Genomic DNA, 17586 nt, shown 5'->3' on the forward strand with positions numbered 1-17586 from the left:
AAATTACCCCCCTTCTGATAACCCTCAGTCGTTCAGCGGGAGTTGCACGACCAGCAGTTTGCCCGCCATCGTGACCCCGCCGTCCATGGCGATCGCGAGCCCTTCCGCATACACGTGCGGTCCGGTCACGGCCTCCGGGCCGCGGGACTCGTCGCCGTCCTCGGTGCCCACCTCGCCCAGCAGGTACGGGATCGGGCTGTGCCCGTGCACGACCCGGCCGCCGCCGTAGGTGTCGAGGAGTTCGCGTACGGCCTGGGGGCCGGTCTCCTCGTCGCGGAAGGCGAACCGCTTGGTGAACTTGCGGAAGAGGTCCCAGGTGATGTCGGCGTCGTTGCGGTTGAGCAGCTCATGGATGGTGTCGTTGACGTCCTCGATGGAGTCGCCGTAGTCGAGGTACGCGGTGGTGTCGGAGTGCAGCAGCAGGTGCCCGTCCTCCAGCACGGCAGCATCCAGCCGCGACATCCACTGCAGGTGCACGTCCTCCAGGCGCTCCATGTCGGTGCGCTGGCCGCCGTTGAGGAGCCAGGCGGCCTGGAAGGTGGCGGTGCCGGCGCCCGAGGCGACAGGGGTGTCGCCGAACCGCTTGGCGCCGATGAGCAGCAGCTCGTGGTTGCCCATGAGCGCCTTGCAGTAGCCGCCGGAGGCGGCGGCTTCGGCGGACAGCCGCATGACGAGGTCGATGACGCCGATCCCGTCGGGCCCGCGGTCGGTGAAGTCGCCGAGGAACCAGATGCGTGCGTTGCCGGCCGACCAGCGGCGGTCCGCGTCGATGAGGCTCTGCGCCTGGAGTTCGGTGACGAGCTCGTCCAGATAGCCGTGGACGTCGCCGACGACGTACAGCGGCCCGGGGCCCTCGGCTGCGGGCTCCTGGGGGATGTACTGGACCTGGACGGTGTCACCCGGTCCGCCACGGCCGATGATCGGCAGATCGCGGTACGTGGGGGTGTAGCCCTCGTCGAGGGCGTCCTCGTCGGCCGGTCCGCCCGTGGCGGGAGCCTCGCCCGGGGGCGGCGGCGGGGGCACGGACGTGCCCTCCCCGTAGTACGCGGGGTACTCGCCGTACACGGGGGCCTCGTCGGGCAGCCCGCCGGGCACGCCGTACGGGACGGGCTCGGTGACCGGAACTCGGAAGTCCCGCAGCGTCTCCGTCCGCATCGCGGGTCCCTGACCGGCCCCCTGAGTCATCGACCCCTCCACCACCGTCGCGCTGCCGTACACCTGCGGACCCTCCTGACCTCCGGGTCGGAGGGTCCGTGATGTCGTGCGCCCATCATAGGAATGCGGCTCGCGCTCTGTGACGCACCAGGGGTGGTGAATCCTGGGCGGAACCAATAGTTCCTGCCGCTTTCTCCCGAAATAGGAGTTGCTGAAATCCTCGGCGGGGCCGTCGGCCCCGCCGGTTTCGCGGTGTGGCGGTCAGTCCTTGGCCGGTGACCGGGGCGGACTGACGGTCGTACGGGGCTGCCTGCGCTGCGAGGAGGTACGGATGATCAGCTCGGTCGGGACGACCTGTTCGACGGGGCGCCCGGTGTCGACCCCCTCGATGGCGTCGATGAGCAGCTGCACGACGGCGGTGCCGATGCGGCGCGGTTTGAGGGAGAGCGTGGTGATGGGCGGTTCGGTGTTGGCGTACACGGTGGACTCGCTGCAGCACACGAGCAGCAGGTCCTCCGGGACGCGCAGGCCGTAGCGCCGGGCGGCGGCGAGCAGATCGGTCCCGTTGGGGTCGAACAGCCCGTAGACGGCGTCGGGCCGGTCGGGCCGGGCGAGCAGCCGGTCCGCGGCGACGGCGCCCGCGCACGGGTCGTGGGCGGGGTAGGACTCGTAGACGGGGTCCTGGCCGACGCGCTCGCACCAGCTGAGGTACGCGGTGGTGGAGAGGCGGGTGTAGGTGTCGGTGGTGGTGCCGGTCAGCAGCCCGATACGGCGGGCGCCGGCGGCGGCGAGGTGGTCGAGCAGGTTGAGTACGGCTGCCTCGTGGTCGTTGTCGACCCAGGCGGTGACGGGGAGGGAGCCGGCCGGGCGGCCGTCGGAGACGACGGGGAGGCCTTGGCGGACCAATTCGGTGACGACGGGGTCGTGGTCGGAGGGGTCGATGACGACGGTGCCGTCGAGGGCCACGTTGGACCACACGTCGTGTCGCGAGGTGGCGGGGAGGATGACGAGGGCGTAGCCGCGGGCGAGCGCGGCGGAGGTGGCAGCCCTGGCCATCTCGGCGAAGTAGGCGAATTCGGTGAAGGTGAAAGGTTCATCCCCGTATGTCGTCACGGTCAGACCGATGAGGCCCGACTTGCCGGTACGGAGGGTGCGGGCCGCGGCGGAGGGGCGGTAGCCCAGCCGGTCGGCGACCTCGCGAACGTGGCGGCGGGTGGCGTCCGGCAGCCGCCCCTTGCCATTGAGCGCGTCGGAGACGGTTGTGATCGAGACGCCCGCCGCGGCGGCCACGTCCCTGATGCCTGCCCGGCCCTGTCGGCCGGCGGCCCGCCGGGTGGTCTCGGTCCGGCTCACCTGATGCTTCCCTGCTGCTGTCATGGCGAGCCGATAGTAGGGCTCGGCGGGGTGGGTGGTCCGGGTGCATATGCACCCGTTGACAGGCACGATTCTGCATGGTTCGCCACCCCCAATGACCTTGGAATTAAAGGCATTTGAGCGCGGAGAGTGAGCCGGGCGTTTGTCGGCGGGTACGGGCATGCCAAAGCGGTGAGGTCTCGGACCGGTCTCAACTCACCTGTACGAGGGATGCGCGCCACGGCGTGGGCCACCGGCGTGTGCATATATGCGTGCGCTCCCCCGCAATCCAGGCGCTGCCATTTTCGGAAGGGCGGAATCCTCATAAGGTGAGCAGTATTGAGTCGACGGCGACGTCGTACGGGACGGTCGAGGAGGACCTGCGGTGAGCGAGAAGAGCCCGAAGCTGCGCGCCGAGCTGGACGGCATTCCCACCTACAAGCCCGGGAAGCCCGCTGCCGCGGGCGGACCCGTCGCGTACAAGCTGTCCTCGAACGAGAACCCGTACCCGCCGCTGTCCGGGGTGCTGGAGACTGCGGTCGCGGCGGCAGGACAGTTCAACCGCTACCCCGACCTGGCCTGCACGGTCCTGGTGAACGAGCTCGCCGAGCGGTTCGGGGTGCCGGTCGAGCACATCGCCACCGGCACGGGTTCGGTGGGCGTGGCCCAGCAGCTGGTCCAGTCGACGGCCGGCCCGGGCGACGAGGTCATCTACGCCTGGCGGTCCTTCGAGGCCTACCCGATCGTCACGCAGATCTCGGGTGCGACGGCCGTCCAGGTCCCGCTGACCGACGGGGACGTGCACGATCTCGACGCGATGTTCGACGCGATCACCGAGCGGACCCGGCTGATCTTCGTCTGCAACCCCAACAACCCCACCGGCACCGCCGTGCACCGTGACGAGCTGGTGCGGTTCCTGGACCGCGTGCCCTCGGACATCCTGGTGGTGCTGGACGAGGCGTACCGCGAGTTCGTCCGCGACGTCGAGGTGCCGGACGGCATCGAGCTCTACCGGAGCCGCCCGAACGTCTGCGTGCTGCGTACGTTCTCCAAGGCGTACGGGCTGGCCGGGCTGCGCGTCGGCTTCGCGGTGGCACACGAGCCGGTGGCGGCGGCGCTGCGCAAGACGGCGGTGCCCTTCGGCGTCAGCCAGCTCGCCCAGGACGCGGCGGTCGCCTCGCTGCGCGCCGAGGACGAGCTCATGGGCCGCGTCGGGGCGCTGGTGGGAGAGCGTGCCCGGGTCTACAAGACGCTGCTCGGCCAGGGCTGGACCGTGGTGCCGCAGACGCAGGCCAACTTCGTGTGGATGCGGCTGGGGGAGCGGACCGCCGAGTTCGCGGCGGCCTGCGAGAAGGCCGGTGTGGTGGTCCGGCCCTTCGCGGGCGAGGGCCTGCGGGTCACGATCGGTGAGCCCGAGGCGAACGACATCTTCCTGCACACGGCGGAGGCGTTCTTCAAGGAGATGTAGCCCTCAGGGGCTACGCGGGTTCGCGGGGGACTACGCGGTTCGCGGGGACTAGGCGTGGACTAGGCGAGCTCGACGCGGATCGGGTCGCCGTCGCGGACGGTGGACAGCAGGCGGGGGTCGCCGTCGAACGAGCCGAGCACATTGCACGGGCTCGCCAGGCGGCTCTCGCCTCCGCGCGAGATGGGCGTGGGGCCGTAGGGGAGCGCGAGGGCGTCGCCCTCGGTCCAGAACGCGACCGTGCCCGGGTCGACGACCTGCCGGGCGTCGTGCTCGAGCGCCACGGAGACGCCGGTGTCGAAGTAGACCTCCTCGCCCCAGGTGTGGGCGGACGCGGAGATCGGAAGGGCTTCGGCCAGCGCCTTGCTGGTCGGGGTCTCGTCAAGGGTTGCCGTGAGCTGGCCTGCGGGCCAGGAGATACGAATCCTCATGAGCGGCATTCAACAATCTGTTGAAGGTGTTGGCTAGGGGGGACCCCGCCTGAAAGGCCTCGGGAGCGGTACGACATAATGCTTGTGAATGTGAACGCGTTCACAAGCGTGTCCCGCTTCGTCCTGTATTGGGTGGGGCACGCCAGACAAACTGCGGCAGTGACCACGGCGCACCGAAGGAGACGACGACGTGGACGTAGCTTTGGCGCCAGAGACGTTGGCGCGCTGGCAGTTCGGCATCACCACCGTCTACCACTTCCTCTTCGTCCCGCTGACGATCTCTCTCGCGGCGCTCACGGCAGGCCTCCAGACCGCCTGGGTGCGCTCGGAGAAAGAGAAGTACCTCAGAGCCACCAAGTTCTGGGGCAAGCTTTTCTTGATCAATATCGCCATGGGTGTCGTCACGGGCATCGTGCAGGAGTTCCAGTTCGGCATGAACTGGTCCGACTACTCGCGCTTCGTCGGTGACATCTTCGGGGCCCCGCTGGCCTTCGAGGCGCTCATCGCCTTCTTCTTCGAGTCGACCTTCATCGGCCTGTGGATCTTCGGCTGGGACAAACTCCCGAAGAAGATCCACCTGGCCTGCATCTGGATGGTCTCGATCGGCACCGTCCTCTCCGCGTACTTCATCCTCGCGGCCAATTCCTGGATGCAGCACCCGGTCGGCTACCGGATCAACGAGGAGCGGGGCCGGGCCGAACTCACCGACTTCTGGCTGGTCCTCACCCAGAACACCGCGCTGACCCAGTTCTTCCACACCATCACGGCGGCCTTCCTGGTCGGCGGCGCCTTCATGGTCGGCATCTCTGCCTTCCACCTGGCCCGCAAGAAGCACATCCCCGTGATGCGTACCTCGCTGCGGCTCGGCCTGGTCACCCTGATCATCGCCGGCATGGGCACCGCCATCAGCGGTGACCTGCTCGGAAAGGTGATGTTCAAGCAGCAGCCGATGAAGATGGCCGCCGCGGAGGCGCTCTGGGACGGCGAGGCGCCCGCGCCCTTCTCCGTCTTCGCCTACGGAGACGTCGAAAAGGGCCACAACAAGGTCGCCATAGAGATTCCGGGCCTGCTGTCCTTCCTGGCCAATGACGACTTCACCTCCTTCGTCCCCGGCATCAACGACGTCAACAAGGCCGAGCAGGAGAAGTTCGGGCCCGGCGACTACCGGCCCAACATCCCGGTCGCGTACTGGGGCTTCCGCTGGATGATCGGCTTCGGCATGGCCTCCCTCGGCATCGGAGTGCTGGGGCTCTGGCTCACCCGGAAGAAGTTCATGCTGCCGCCGGGCCTGCGCACCGGCGAGGACGAGGTCCCGCACCTGGTCCTCTTCAAGAAGGCGCTGAGCCCCAGGTTCGCCACTTGGTACTGGATCGTCGCCCTCTGGACCATGGGCTTCCCGCTCATCGCCAACTCCTGGGGCTGGATCTTCACCGAGATGGGCCGCCAGCCCTGGGTGGTCTACGGAGTCCTGCGCACCCGCGACGCGGTCTCGCCCCATGTTTCCCAGGGCGAGGTGCTCACCTCGATGATCGGCTTCACGCTCCTGTACGCCGTGCTCGCGGTGATCGAGGTCAGGCTGCTGGTGAAGTACGTCAAGCTCGGGCCGCCCGAGCTCACCGAGGCAGACCTGAACCCGCCCACCAAGATCGGCGGGGACGACAAGAACCCCGACCGGCCGATGGCCTTCTCGTACTGAGGCTGAGGGGACCACACCATGCAACTCCATGACGTCTGGTTCGTGCTCATCGCCGTCCTGTGGACCGGCTACTTCTTCCTGGAGGGCTTCGACTTCGGAGTCGGCGTACTGACCAAGCTGCTCGCCCGCGACCGCAGGGAGAGGCGGGTCCTGATCAACACGATCGGGCCCGTGTGGGACGGCAACGAGGTCTGGCTGCTCACCGCCGGCGGGGCGACCTTCGCCGCCTTCCCCGAGTGGTACGCCACCCTCTTCTCGGGGTTCTACCTGCCGCTCCTGGTCATCCTGATCTGCCTGATCATCCGCGGCGTCGCGTTCGAGTACCGGCACAAGCGGGACGAGGACCGGTGGCAGACCAACTGGGAACACGCGATCTTCTGGACCTCGCTGATCCCCGCGTTCCTGTGGGGTGTGGCCTTCGCCAACATCGTGCGCGGAGTGAAGATCGACGAGCACATGGAGTACGTCGGCAGCCTCTTCGACCTGCTCAACGTCTACTCCCTGCTCGGCGGCCTGGTCACCCTCACCCTGTTCACGTTCCACGGAACGGTGTTCACCTCGCTCAAGACGGTCGGGGACATCCGGGAGCGCTCGCGTGCGCTGGCGACCCGGCTGGGTGTGGTCACCGCCGTACTGGCACTCGTCTTCCTGATCTGGACCCAGGTCTCGCGTGGTGACGGCAAGAGCCTGATCGCCATGGCCGTCGCGGTCCTGGCACTGGTCGGGGCCCTCGCCTTCAACCTGGCGGGCCGCGAGGGCTGGTCGTTCGCCCTGTCGGGGATCACCATCGCGGCCGCGGTGGCGATGCTCTTCCTGACGCTCTTCCCGAACGTGATGCCGTCCTCGCTGAACGACGCCTGGAACCTCACGGTCACCAACGCCTCGTCCAGCCCCTACACCCTGAAGATCATGACCTGGTGTGCAGGAGTGGCAACGCCGCTCGTCCTGCTCTACCAGGGCTGGACGTACTGGGTGTTCCGCAAGCGGATCGGCACGCAGCACATCGCCGATGCGCACTGATCCCTGACCGACCTGCCTGACCCTGCTCTGGGGGATGTTTCACGTGAAACCGATCGACCCGCGCCTGCTTCGGTACGCCCGCTCCACCCGCCTCTTCCTGGCGGCCGTGGTGGCCCTGGGACTTGCCGGGGCGGGGCTGGTCATCGGTCAGGCGATGCTGATCGCCGAGATCGTGGTCGGCGCCTTCGAGCAGGGGCTGGACGGCGAGGCGCTGCGGACACCGCTGCTGTTGCTCGCGGCCGTGGCGCTGGGCCGCGGCCTGCTCGCCTGGCTCACGGAGCTGGCGGCCCATCGGGCCAGTGCGGCGGTCAAGTCGCAGCTGCGCGGCCGGCTGCTGGACCGGGCCGCGGACCTGGGACCCGGCTGGCTGAGCGGACAGCGGACCGGGTCGCTGGTGGCGCTGGCCACCCGGGGCGTGGACGCCCTCGACGACTACTTCTCGCGCTACCTGCCCCAGCTGGGCCTCGCGGTGGTCGTCCCGGTGGCGGTCCTCGCCCGGATCGTCACCGAGGACTGGGTGTCGGCGGCCATCATCGTGGTCACCCTGCCGCTGATTCCGCTCTTCATGGTGCTGATCGGCATGGCCACCCAGTCCCGGATGGACCGCCAGTGGCGGCTGCTGTCCCGGCTGTCCGGACACTTCCTGGACGTGGTGGCCGGGCTGCCGACGCTGAAGGTCTTCGGCAGGGCCAAGGCGCAGGCCGAGTCGATCCGCAAGATCACCGACGACTACCGGCAGGCGACGGTGCGGACCCTGCGCATCGCCTTCCTCTCCTCCTTCGCCCTGGAACTGCTGGCGACGCTCTCGGTGGCGCTGGTGGCCGTGACCATCGGCATGCGGCTGGTCCACGGGGAGCTCGATCTGTACACCGGGCTGGTCATCCTGATCCTGGCGCCGGAGGCTTATCTGCCGCTGCGTCAGGTCGGGGCGCAGTACCACGCGGCCGCCGAGGGGCTGGCGGCCGCGGAGGAGATCTTCGAGGTGCTCCAGACCCCGGTCGCCGCCCTGGGCGGCGCGGCCCCGGTGCCGGCCGCGGGGCTGCGGATCGAGATGGACGGGGTCGCGGTCCGCTACGAGGGCCGGGGCGAGGACTCGCCGGGACCGGTCTCGCTGGCGGTCGGGCCCGGGGAGTGCATCGCCCTCACCGGACCCAGCGGGGCGGGCAAGTCCACGTTGCTCCAGGTGCTGCTGGGCTTCGTGGCGCCTACTGCGGGGCGGGTGCGGATCGCGGGCGTGGACCTCGCGTCGCTGTCGCTCGAGGAATGGCGGGAGCGGATCGCGTGGGTGCCGCAGCGGCCGCACCTGTTCGCCGGGACGATCGCGCAGAACGTACGGCTGGCGCGGCCGGATGCGTCCGCGGACGCCGTGGTCGAGGCGCTGAAGGACGCCGGGGCGTGGGAGTTCGTGGCCGCGCTGCCGCGCGGCGTCGACACCGAGCTCGGCGAAGGCGGAGTCGGGCTGTCCGCCGGGCAGCGCCAGCGGCTGGCGCTGGCGCGGGCGTTCCTGGCGGACCGGCCGGTGCTGTTGCTGGACGAGCCGACCGCGGCTCTCGACGGGGAGACCGAGGCGGCCGTGGTCGACGCGGTACGACGCCTCGCGGTGGGGCGGACCGTGCTGCTGGTCGTCCACCGGCCGGCGCTGCTGGCCGTGGCCGACCGCGTGGTGCCGGTGGGCTCCGCGGAGCTCCTGTCCCCCGTCTCCCCTGCCCGGCTCGGGTCCGCCGCGCCGGGGCCCTGCGACAGCTTCGGCGGCGAGCGCAACGGGCCGTCCGGCCCCGGGGAGTGGATTCTCGGCAGCGCCCCCGAGCGGGTGGCCAAGGCTGCCGGAGCCGACTCGGGCGGGGGCGATCCGCTCCGGCGGGTACGCGCCGTGGCCAAGGCCTGGCAGGGGCGCTTCCGGCTCGGTCTGCTGCTCGGCGCCCTGGCCGTCGGATGCAGTGTCGGGCTGATGGCCGTCTCCGGATGGCTGATCTCGCGGGCCTCGGAACAACCGCCGGTGCTCTACCTGATGGTGGCCGTCACGGCCACCCGGACCTTCGGGATCGGGCGGGCCGTCTTCCGGTACGCGGAGCGGCTCGTCTCCCACGACGCCGTGCTGCGGATGCTCGCCGATCTGCGGGTGTCGGTGTTCCGGCGGCTGGAGCGCATCGCGCCCGCCGGGCTGCGGGAGCAGCGGCGCGGAGACCTGCTGGCCCGCCTGGTGGCCGACGCCGATGCCCTCCAGGACTACTGGCTGCGCTGGCTGCTGCCGGTCGGCACCGCGGTACTCGTCGGCACCGGCTCGGTCGCCTTCACCGCCTGGCTGCTGCCCGGGGCAGGGGCCGCGCTGGCCGTCGGGCTGCTCGCCGCCGGGGTGGGGGTGCCGCTGGTCAGCGGGGCCTGCGCCCGCCGTGCCGAGCGGCGGCTGGCGCCGGCCCGGGGCGAGCTCGCCACGCGGGTGGCCGACCTGCTGACCGGGACGGCCGAGCTGACCGTCGCCGGCGCGCTGGCCGGCCGCAAGGACGCCGCGAAGGAGAGCGACCGGACACTGACCGCCATCGCCGCACGGGGAGCCGCCGCCACCGGGCTCGGCAGCGGGCTCTCCGCCCTGATGTGCGGGCTGACCGTGGTGGTCGCCTCGGCCGTGGCCGCGAACGCCGTCCACGACGGCCGGCTGTCCGGGGTGGCCATGGCCGTGGCCGTGCTGACCCCTCTCGCCGCCTTCGAGGCGGTCAACGGCCTTCCGCAGGCCGTCCAGTACCGCCAGCGGGTACGGCGCAGCGCCGAGCGGATCTACGAGGTCATCGACGCTCCCGTCCCGGTCGCCGAGCCGGAGCGGCCGGCCCCGGTACCGGCCTCTGCGTTCCCGCTGCGGCTGACCGGACTCGCCGTCCGGCACCCCGGTCAGGAGCAGGACGCACTGCATGGGCTGGACCTGACCCTGGAGGCCGGCCGGCGGATCGCGGTCGTCGGCCCCTCGGGTGCCGGCAAGACCTCGCTGGCCCAGGTCCTGCTGCGGTTCCTGGACCCGCACGAAGGCGCGTACACCCTGGGCGGGACCGATGCGCGCACCCTCGACAGCGACGAGGTCCGCCGGATCGTGGGCCTGTGCGCCCAGGACGCGCACCTCTTCGACAGCTCGGTACGGGAGAACCTGCGGCTGGCCAGGACCGGGGCGAGCGAGGGGGAGCTGCGACAGGCCCTGGCGGCGGCCCGGCTGCTGGAGTGGGCCGACGGGCTCCCCGACGGACTGGACACCCTGGTCGGCGAGCACGGCGAGCGGATCTCCGGCGGCCAGAGGCAGCGGCTGGCCCTGGCCAGGGCGCTGCTCGCCGACTTCCCCGTCCTCGTCCTCGACGAGCCGGCCGAGCACCTGGACCTGGCGACCGCGGACGCCCTGACGACTGATCTGCTCGCCGCGACCGAGGGCCGCACCACCGTGCTGATCACGCACCGGCTGGCCGGCCTCGAGGAGGTCGACGAGGTGCTCGTACTGGACCGCGGAACGGTCGTGCAGCGCGGCACGTACGCGGAGCTGGCCGTGGCCGAGGGCCCGTTGCGGAACCTGCTGGAGCGGGAGCGGGCGGCCGACGGGGCCCTCGCCGACTTTCCCCGGTAAAAGGGACTAACTAGTCTCAAGGGCATGTCAGTGCAGGAGTCGCAGGAACCGCCGGAGTCACCACCCGGAACGCCTGACCCGCTGGAGGCAGCCACCCGGGCCACCCGGAGTCTGCAGGGCCTCTCCACCGAGCTCACCGCCCGGGTGCCGCAACTGCTGGAGGCCATGCGCTCGCTGGGCACCGGCCTCGAACTGCACTCGACCCTCGACCGCATCTGCGAGACCGCGGCCGAGCTCGCCGACGCCCGGTACGCGGCGATCGGCGTCGTCGACACCGAGGGCCGCGGGCTGTCGGACTTCGTCACCTTCGGCATCGGCGCCGAGGCGGCCAGGAGGATCGGCCACCGCCCGGACGGGAAGCGGGGCCTGCTCGGCGCGCTGATCTCGCACCCCGACACGGTGCAGCTCGCCGATCTGACGAAGGATCCGCGCTCGGCCGGATTCCCGCCGCACCACCCGCCCATGAAGACCTTCCTCGGCGTCCCGATCCGGGTGCAGGGGGAGATCTTCGGCAATCTGTACCTCGCCGAGAAGAACGGCGGCGGCCGGTTCAACGACTACGACGTCCACATGGTCCGGGTCCTGGCCACCGAGGCGGGGATCGCCATCGGCAACGCCCGGCTGTACGAGGCCGCCACCCAGCGGGAGCGGTGGATCGACGGCTCGGTGGCCGTCACGACCGCCCTGCTGTCGGGCGGTGACGCGGACGACGCCCTCGCGGTGGTGGCCGAACAGGCCCGCCACCTGGCCGACTCCGCCGCCGGGATCGTGATGCTGCCGGCCGAGGAGGGCGGGATGGAGATCGTCGCCGTCTCCGCAGAGAATCCGGCCACCTCGCTCGGCCTGGTGATCCCGGCCGAGAGCCCGGTGGTGGCGAGGCTGCTCCAGGGCGAGCCGGTCTTCGTGGACGACGCCGCCTCCGACCCCCGCATGATCAGCCGGCTGACCAGCCAGTACGGGCCCTGCATGATGCTGCCGCTGCACAGTGGCGGGCGGGTGCTGGGCGCGCTGGTGACCCCGCGGGCCCGCGGCAAGCGGCCGTTCAGCGAGTCCGAGCGGACCCTGGCCACCCAGTTCGCCTCCCAGGCCGCGCTCGCGCTGATGATGGCCGAGGCGCAGCGCGACCGGGAGCGGCTCGCGGTGTTCGAGGACCGTGACCGGATCGCCCGGGACCTGCACGACCTGGTCATCCAGCGGCTGTTCGCCACCGGGATGATGCTGGAGGGCGCCCAGCGGCGGTCCGTCGTCCCCGAGGTCGTCGACGGCGTCGGCAAGGCCGTGGACGAGCTGGACGTGACGATCCAGGAGATCCGGACCGCGATCTTCGCGCTCCAGCAGGGACCGGCGGAGGCTCCGTCGGGGCTCCGCACCCGGGTCCTGCGAGAGATCAACATGGCCGCGGTGCCGTTGGGCTTCAAACCGGCACACCGGTTCCTCGGCCCGATCGACGCGGTGGTCGGCGAGCTGGTGGGCAAGAACCTGATCGCGGCGCTGCGCGAGGCCCTGTCGAATGCCTTCAGGCACGCGGAGGCGTCCCGGATCGAGGTGGTCGTGGACTGCACCGCCACGCTGGCCGACGGGAGGCCCGGAGTGCGGCTGGAGGTCGCCGACGACGGCGTGGGCATTCCCGAGGGCGGCCGGCGCAGCGGGCTGCGGAATCTGCGCCGGCGGGCAGAGTCGCTGGGCGGGTCGAGCTCGTACGGCACCGGCATCGGAGAGGACGGCAGCGGGACCACCCTGGTGTGGGAGGCCCCGCTCTGACCTGTGGGGGCCCGCTCGGGCCGGCCCCACGGCTGATGTCTACCGCTGGTGCGCGGCGCGTTCCGCGAGGATGCGCTCGATGACGACGGCGACGCCGTCCTCGTTGTTGGCGACCGTACGGCCGGAGGCGGCCGCGATCACGTCCGGGTGGGCATTGCCCATCGCGTACGAGGTACCTGCCCAGCGGAGCATCTCCACGTCGTTCGGCATGTCCCCGAAGGCGACGACCTCGGCCGGGGAGATACCGCGCTCGGCGCAGCACAGCTCCAGGGTGCTGGCCTTGGAGACGCCCAGCGCGCTGATCTCCAGCAGAGCGGTCGGGCTGGAGCGGGTGATCGACGCGTAGCCGCCGGCGACCGAGCGGGCGAGTGCGAGGAACTCGTCCGGGGCGAGCTCGGCGTGGTGCGCGAGCAGCTTGAGGACGGGAGCGGAGGTGTCGTCCGCGTCCTCCTCCAGCAGCTTCTCCGCGGTGGCCACATGGGCGCCCGGGTCCTGGAAGAAGGGCGGGTACAGCGGCTCGTAGTTGATCCCGGTGGTCATCTCGACCGCGAAGGACGTGCCCGGGGCGGAGGCGCGCAGGGTGTCCACGACCGTGAGAGCCGTGGCCCGCGGCAGTGCCCGGACCTGTACGAATTTCCGGCCCGCGTGGAGATCGACCACCGCGGCCCCGTTCGCGCAGATCGCCAGGCCGTGGCCGTGGACATGGTCGCTGACCACGTCCATCCAGCGGGCCGGGCGGCCGGTGACGAAGAAGACCTCGATCCCGGCCTCCTCGGCTGCGGCGAGTGCGGCGACCGTGCGGAGCGAGACGGATTTGTCGTCGCGCAGCAGGGTGCCGTCGAGGTCGGTGGCGATGAGCCGGGGAGTGGGGGTTGGCCCGTCCGGGCGCTGGGGAGCCGAGGTCACGGATCCATCTTCGCCCATGGCCCGGCGGCGGCCGCCCGGGGTGGGCCGGGTCCCGCACTGGATGGCGATCTTTCTCCCCTGGCCACCCTGTCCGCGCAGTCCATCCCCAAGGGACCCCAGGTGCTCCCAGTGAAACAGGGACGGCTGATGTTTCACGTGAAACAGGGACGGCTGACGTTTCACGTGAAACACGGGCAGGGCCGTAGTCTCGAATACATGAGTCTGCGTCTGAGCACTGTGATCCTCCCGGTACGCCCGTGGCGTGAGGGCGGTCGTGACCAGTGGGTGCGAGCCGAGGAGCTCGGGTTTCACACCGCATACACCTACGACCACCTGACCTGGCGGTCCTTCCGTGACCGGCCGTGGTTTGGCGCGATCCCGACGCTGACCGCGGCGGCCGCTGCCACCGAGCGGATGCGGCTGGGCACGCTCGTCACCTCGCCGAACTTCCGGCACCCGGTGACGTTGGCCAAGGAGCTCATGGCGCTGGACGACATCTCCGGCGGCCGTTTCACCCTCGGTATCGGCGCCGGCGGCAACGGGTTCGATGCGACCGCGCTGGGCCAGGACCCCTGGAGCCCGCGTGAGCGTGCGGACCGCTTCGCGGAGTTCGTGCCGCTGCTGGACCGGCTGCTCACCGAGGCCGCGGTCACCGAGCGCGGCACCTTCTACTCCGCCGACGAGGCCCGCAACATCCCCGGCTGCGTGCAGCAGCCACGACTGCCCTTCGCCGTCGCCGCGAACGGCCCGCGGGGCCTCAAGCTGGCCGCCGCCCATGGCCAGGCCTGGGTGACCACCGGCGATCCGAAGCTCTTCGAAGAGGGCACCGCGGAGCAGTCACTGGAGGCCATCCGCGGCCAGCTGGCCAAGCTCGACAAGGCCATGGCCGAGATCGGGCGCGCGCCGGAGCCGATGGAGAAGATCCTGCTCACCGGCTTCACCCCGGAGCGCAACACGATGCTGGACTCCGTCGATGCGTTCGTCGACTTCGCCGGCCGCCACCGGGAGCTCGGCTTCACCGAGATCGTGATTCACGCACCGATCCCGGACTCCGAGTTCGCGGCGGACGAGAACGTCTTCGAGGAGATCGCCACCGAGGGCCTGGCCCAGCTCGGCAGCTGATGGCTCCGATGCCCCCGTCGCCGCCTGGCAACGGGGGCATCGCGGTCAAGACCTCAGACGGTCAGGACCTCAGGCTGTCCAGGGAGGACTGAGCACGCTCCAGCAGACCCTCCGGAACCCCCTCGGGCCGAGCCCGGAGTTCGTCGATCAGCGCCGAGAGCCGAGCGACTCCCGCCTCCTCGCGACCCGTCTCCTGCTCGGTCCAGGCGGCGTACTGGACGCACTGGAGCCGGTCTCCCAGATGGTCCGGACCCAGCTCCGCGTACAGGGCCGCGGCCCGCTCACTCAGCCCGATCTCCTCCAGCCTCAGCGCCTCGACCTCCGCTTCGCGGCCCACGACGGCGCCGGGCGACTCCTCGCCGTCCTCGCCGTCCTCGCCGCCACCCTCCTCGTCGGCCCCCTCGAGCGAGTTGACCCGCCAGTCGAGCACCTGCGCCAGCTGCAGCCAGGTCTGGGCGAGCTCGGCCCGCAGCTGCGGGGCCGCGGGGGTCTCCCCGTGCTCGGCCAGTGCGGTCTCCACCACCCCGGCCGCCTGGTGCATCAGGTCCCGTGCCTGTGCCCATGCCGCCGCGGTGACGTTCTCCCGCGGCGCCAGCCAGGCCAGGGAGCGCAGGATCCGCACCTCGGCAATCGGGGCGTCCCCGGTCACCCGGTACAGCTCCAGGGACCGCTCGTACGCGGCGACCGCCTCTTGGTGCAGGCTCGCGGCGGAGAGCTGTTCAGCGGCCGCCTGCGCGAGGGCGGCCTGCGGGCGGGTGTCCTCCCAGCCCTTGGCCACCTCCGCCGCCAGCAGGTACTGCTCGGCCGCCGCCCGCGAGTCGTTCAGCTGCCGCAGCAGGTCGCCGAGGAACTCCCGTGCGGACACGGCCTGTCCCTCGCCGTGTTCCAGCAGATCGGGCAGCGTGGACTGCAACACCTCCGCCGCGTCGGCGTTCCGGCCCTCCCGCGCATGCGCCCGGGCCACCACGAGCCGGGCCTGAGCCCCTCCGTCGGCGGTCAGACCGGCCTGGTCGAACCAGTGCGCCGCGGTGAGCGCGTGCTCGGCCGCCTCCGCCGCGGCGTCGGCCCGGCGCAGCAGGATGTCCGCGAGGGTGAGCCGTACGACTCCGTGCGTCTCGGCCTCGGTCACCTCCACGGAGTGCTCCAGCGCGGCGCGTGCCGCCTCCTCCGCCGCCTCCGGCCGGTCCAGCGACATCAGTACACCGGCCCGCAGCACCAGCGGATCCACCGCCTGCCACGGCCGCTGAGCCGACACCGCGCGCGCCGCGGACGAGGCCAGCAGCGGCAGGGCCCGCTCGGGGTCGCCCTGGGACAGGGCGACGCGGCCCAGCATCTCCTCGGCCTCCGCCACCAGGTCGGGCAGATCCTCGGCACGGGCTGCCACGAAGGCGCCGAGTTCGGCCGCCAGCTCACCGTGCCCGTGGTCCTGTCCGGGGCCGTGGAGATGGTCGTGCTCCGGACCGGCCTCCAGCGAGCGCAGGTACGACTCCACGCGGATCGAGGCCAGTTCCGCCAGTGCGATCCGGCGCCCGCGCAGCGGCTCGTCCGCATCCAGCGCCTCGGCGGCCCGAGCGGCCACCTCCAGCAGCTTCCGGATCCGCTCAGGCTCGGCTCCGGACTGCGCGGCCTCGCTCGCCAGCCGCAGCTGCGCGAGCGCGGCGCGCTGCGCCTGCCCGAGCGCCCGGTAGGCGTCGCGGACCGCCTCCAGCAGCTCCGCCGCGTTCGCGGCCCCGCCGCGGGCTGCCGTCAGGGCCCGGTGGTCCGCCACATCGGCGGCGACCAGCGCGTCCACCTCACCCTCCGGGCGTGCGTCCACCCGTATGCCGATCTCGGCCCAGAGCCCGTCCGCGGCCGGATGCCCCTGGTCGCGGGCCTGCCGGGCCCGCTCCACCAGCTCGTCGAAGCCCGCAGCGGGCGGCGCGGGCGCAGCCGCGGGGGCGGCTGCGGCCGCGGGCACAGGAGCCTTCGGCAGGGCCGTGCTGCGCACTCCCAGCGGCAGCACGTCGACCAGCGGCTCGCGACCGATCCGGGCGAGGAAGCGGTCCGAGACCCGGGTGGTGCCGTTGCGGGCGTCGAACCGCCGGGCGATCTCGAGCGAGCTCGCGCGCAGCACCTCGTACAGCTCGGAGACCGTGCGCGGGACGCCCTCGTAGGGGACGGCCGGGCTCTGGCCGTGCCCCAGCTCCGTCAGTCGGCGCAGCAGCACCAGGATGCCGCCGTGGAAAGCCATCTGGTCGTCGACGTTGACGAGCGGGCCCACGTGGGCGGCATGCTCGGCGAGGATCTCCAGGCCGCGTGACTCGTTGCCGCTCAGGGCGCAGAACTCGATGTGCTTGCCGACCGAAGGCAGCAGGCTCTCGCTGCCCCGTGCCATGCGGTAACCGCGCAGGTGGTGCGAACGGGCGTCGTCGAAGCGGCCGAGGCGCAGCAGCGGCAGCAGCGAGTGGGCGAGCAGCCGGTGGGGTTCCTCGGCGCAGGTCCGCTCGCCCGCCAGCACGGGCTGCCAGACCTCCAGGGCCTGGGCGTCGTCCCCGCGCAGCACGGCGTACGCGCCCTGCCCGTTGAGCTCGCACGCGTGGCAGTCGCTCATGCTGTCGCGGTCGGCCGCCAGCCAGGCGCGGTACGCGCGCTCGGCCCGGTCGTCCTCGCCGATCGCGTCGGCGAGCCACAGCTCGGCCTCGCGTACCGGCCGCTCGCTGTAGCCCGCTATCCGGTAGCGGCGCTCCATCTCGTCCAGCCAGCCGATGGCGGACTCCAGCGGGATCTCGGGTGAATCGCTGAGAGCCGTGGCCACCCACTTGAACTGCCAGAACAGCGAGTGGGCGGCCCACCGGTCGAAGCTGCCGGGGTCTTTGTCGTACTCCTGGAGCAGCCGGGCGAACGGCACGAGCATCTTCGAGGACTCGGCACTCCACAGGTAGGCGTTGATCAGGTTGTCCAGCGCCTTGCGGAACAGCGCCCCGTCACCGGTCGCCTCCGCCGCACCCACGAGCACCTCGGCGTGCGCGTTGCGCGCGGCCCCGTTCGGGGCGTCGCTGTTCTCCGCCAGGCCCCGCTCGATCTCCTCGTGCGTCAGCAT

The 17586-nt window shown here is 71.4% G+C and carries 11 protein-coding genes; 6 read left to right on the top strand and 5 right to left on the bottom strand.

Annotation, left to right across the window (positions count from 1 at the left end; all coding sequences use genetic code 11):
• Positions 1-24 precede the first annotated feature (24 nt).
• Both OG299_RS20575 and OG299_RS20580 read right to left on the bottom strand, forming a co-directional pair.
• On the bottom strand, positions 25-1200 hold the full coding sequence (locus tag OG299_RS20575) for a metallophosphoesterase (RefSeq protein WP_327364558.1): 1176 nt from the start codon (positions 1198-1200) through the stop codon (positions 25-27).
• A gap of 216 nt (positions 1201-1416) precedes the next feature.
• A complete protein-coding gene (locus OG299_RS20580) occupies positions 1417-2532 on the bottom strand; it encodes a LacI family DNA-binding transcriptional regulator (RefSeq protein WP_266627634.1) in 1116 nt (371 codons plus the stop codon).
• Between the two features lie 361 nt (positions 2533-2893).
• Between OG299_RS20580 and hisC the strand changes: the two genes are divergently transcribed.
• On the top strand, positions 2894-3976 hold the full coding sequence (hisC, locus tag OG299_RS20585; RefSeq protein WP_266627636.1) for a histidinol-phosphate transaminase: 1083 nt from the start codon (positions 2894-2896) through the stop codon (positions 3974-3976).
• A 59-nt stretch (positions 3977-4035) separates the two neighbouring features.
• On the opposite strand, the gene OG299_RS20590 is transcribed toward hisC, so the two are convergent.
• Positions 4036-4404, bottom strand: coding sequence for a cyclophilin-like fold protein (locus tag OG299_RS20590; RefSeq protein WP_266627638.1), 369 nt, complete (start codon positions 4402-4404; stop codon positions 4036-4038).
• Between the two features lie 190 nt (positions 4405-4594).
• On the opposite strand from OG299_RS20590, the gene OG299_RS20595 reads away from it, so the two are divergent.
• Genes OG299_RS20595 through OG299_RS20610 form a run of 4 tightly spaced genes read left to right on the top strand, consistent with a single transcriptional unit; the run spans position 4595 to position 12479 of the window.
• A complete protein-coding gene (locus OG299_RS20595; protein WP_266627639.1) occupies positions 4595-6100 on the top strand; it encodes a cytochrome ubiquinol oxidase subunit I in 1506 nt (501 codons plus the stop codon).
• An 18-nt stretch (positions 6101-6118) separates the two neighbouring features.
• Positions 6119-7120 (top strand): cytochrome d ubiquinol oxidase subunit II, encoded by a 1002-nt coding sequence (cydB, locus tag OG299_RS20600; RefSeq protein ID WP_266627641.1) that lies wholly within the window; start codon positions 6119-6121, stop codon positions 7118-7120.
• A gap of 43 nt (positions 7121-7163) precedes the next feature.
• Complete coding sequence (cydD, locus tag OG299_RS20605) at positions 7164-10718, top strand: thiol reductant ABC exporter subunit CydD (RefSeq protein WP_327362244.1); 3555 nt, start codon at positions 7164-7166, stop codon at positions 10716-10718.
• A 24-nt stretch (positions 10719-10742) separates the two neighbouring features.
• A complete protein-coding gene (locus tag OG299_RS20610) occupies positions 10743-12479 on the top strand; it encodes a sensor histidine kinase (protein ID WP_327362245.1) in 1737 nt (578 codons plus the stop codon).
• 39 nt (positions 12480-12518) lie between these two features.
• On the opposite strand, the gene OG299_RS20615 is transcribed toward OG299_RS20610, so the two are convergent.
• On the bottom strand, positions 12519-13403 hold the full coding sequence (locus tag OG299_RS20615; protein ID WP_327362247.1) for a Cof-type HAD-IIB family hydrolase: 885 nt from the start codon (positions 13401-13403) through the stop codon (positions 12519-12521).
• Positions 13404-13601: 198 nt separating this feature from the next.
• Here OG299_RS20615 and OG299_RS20620 point away from each other — a divergent pair, with 198 nt between their 5' ends.
• Positions 13602-14507 carry an LLM class flavin-dependent oxidoreductase gene (locus OG299_RS20620; protein ID WP_266627646.1) on the top strand — a complete coding sequence of 302 codons (906 nt, stop codon included), beginning with the start codon at positions 13602-13604 and terminating at the stop codon, positions 14505-14507.
• Positions 14508-14568: 61 nt separating this feature from the next.
• Here the strand turns inward: OG299_RS20620 and OG299_RS20625 are convergent, their stop codons facing one another.
• Positions 14569-17586: a tetratricopeptide repeat protein gene (locus OG299_RS20625; protein ID WP_327362248.1), complete on the bottom strand. Its 3018-nt coding sequence runs from the start codon at positions 17584-17586 to the stop codon at positions 14569-14571.

Source organism: Streptomyces sp. NBC_01296 (assembly GCF_035984415.1).
Classification (GTDB): Bacteria; Actinomycetota; Actinomycetes; order Streptomycetales; family Streptomycetaceae; genus Streptomyces.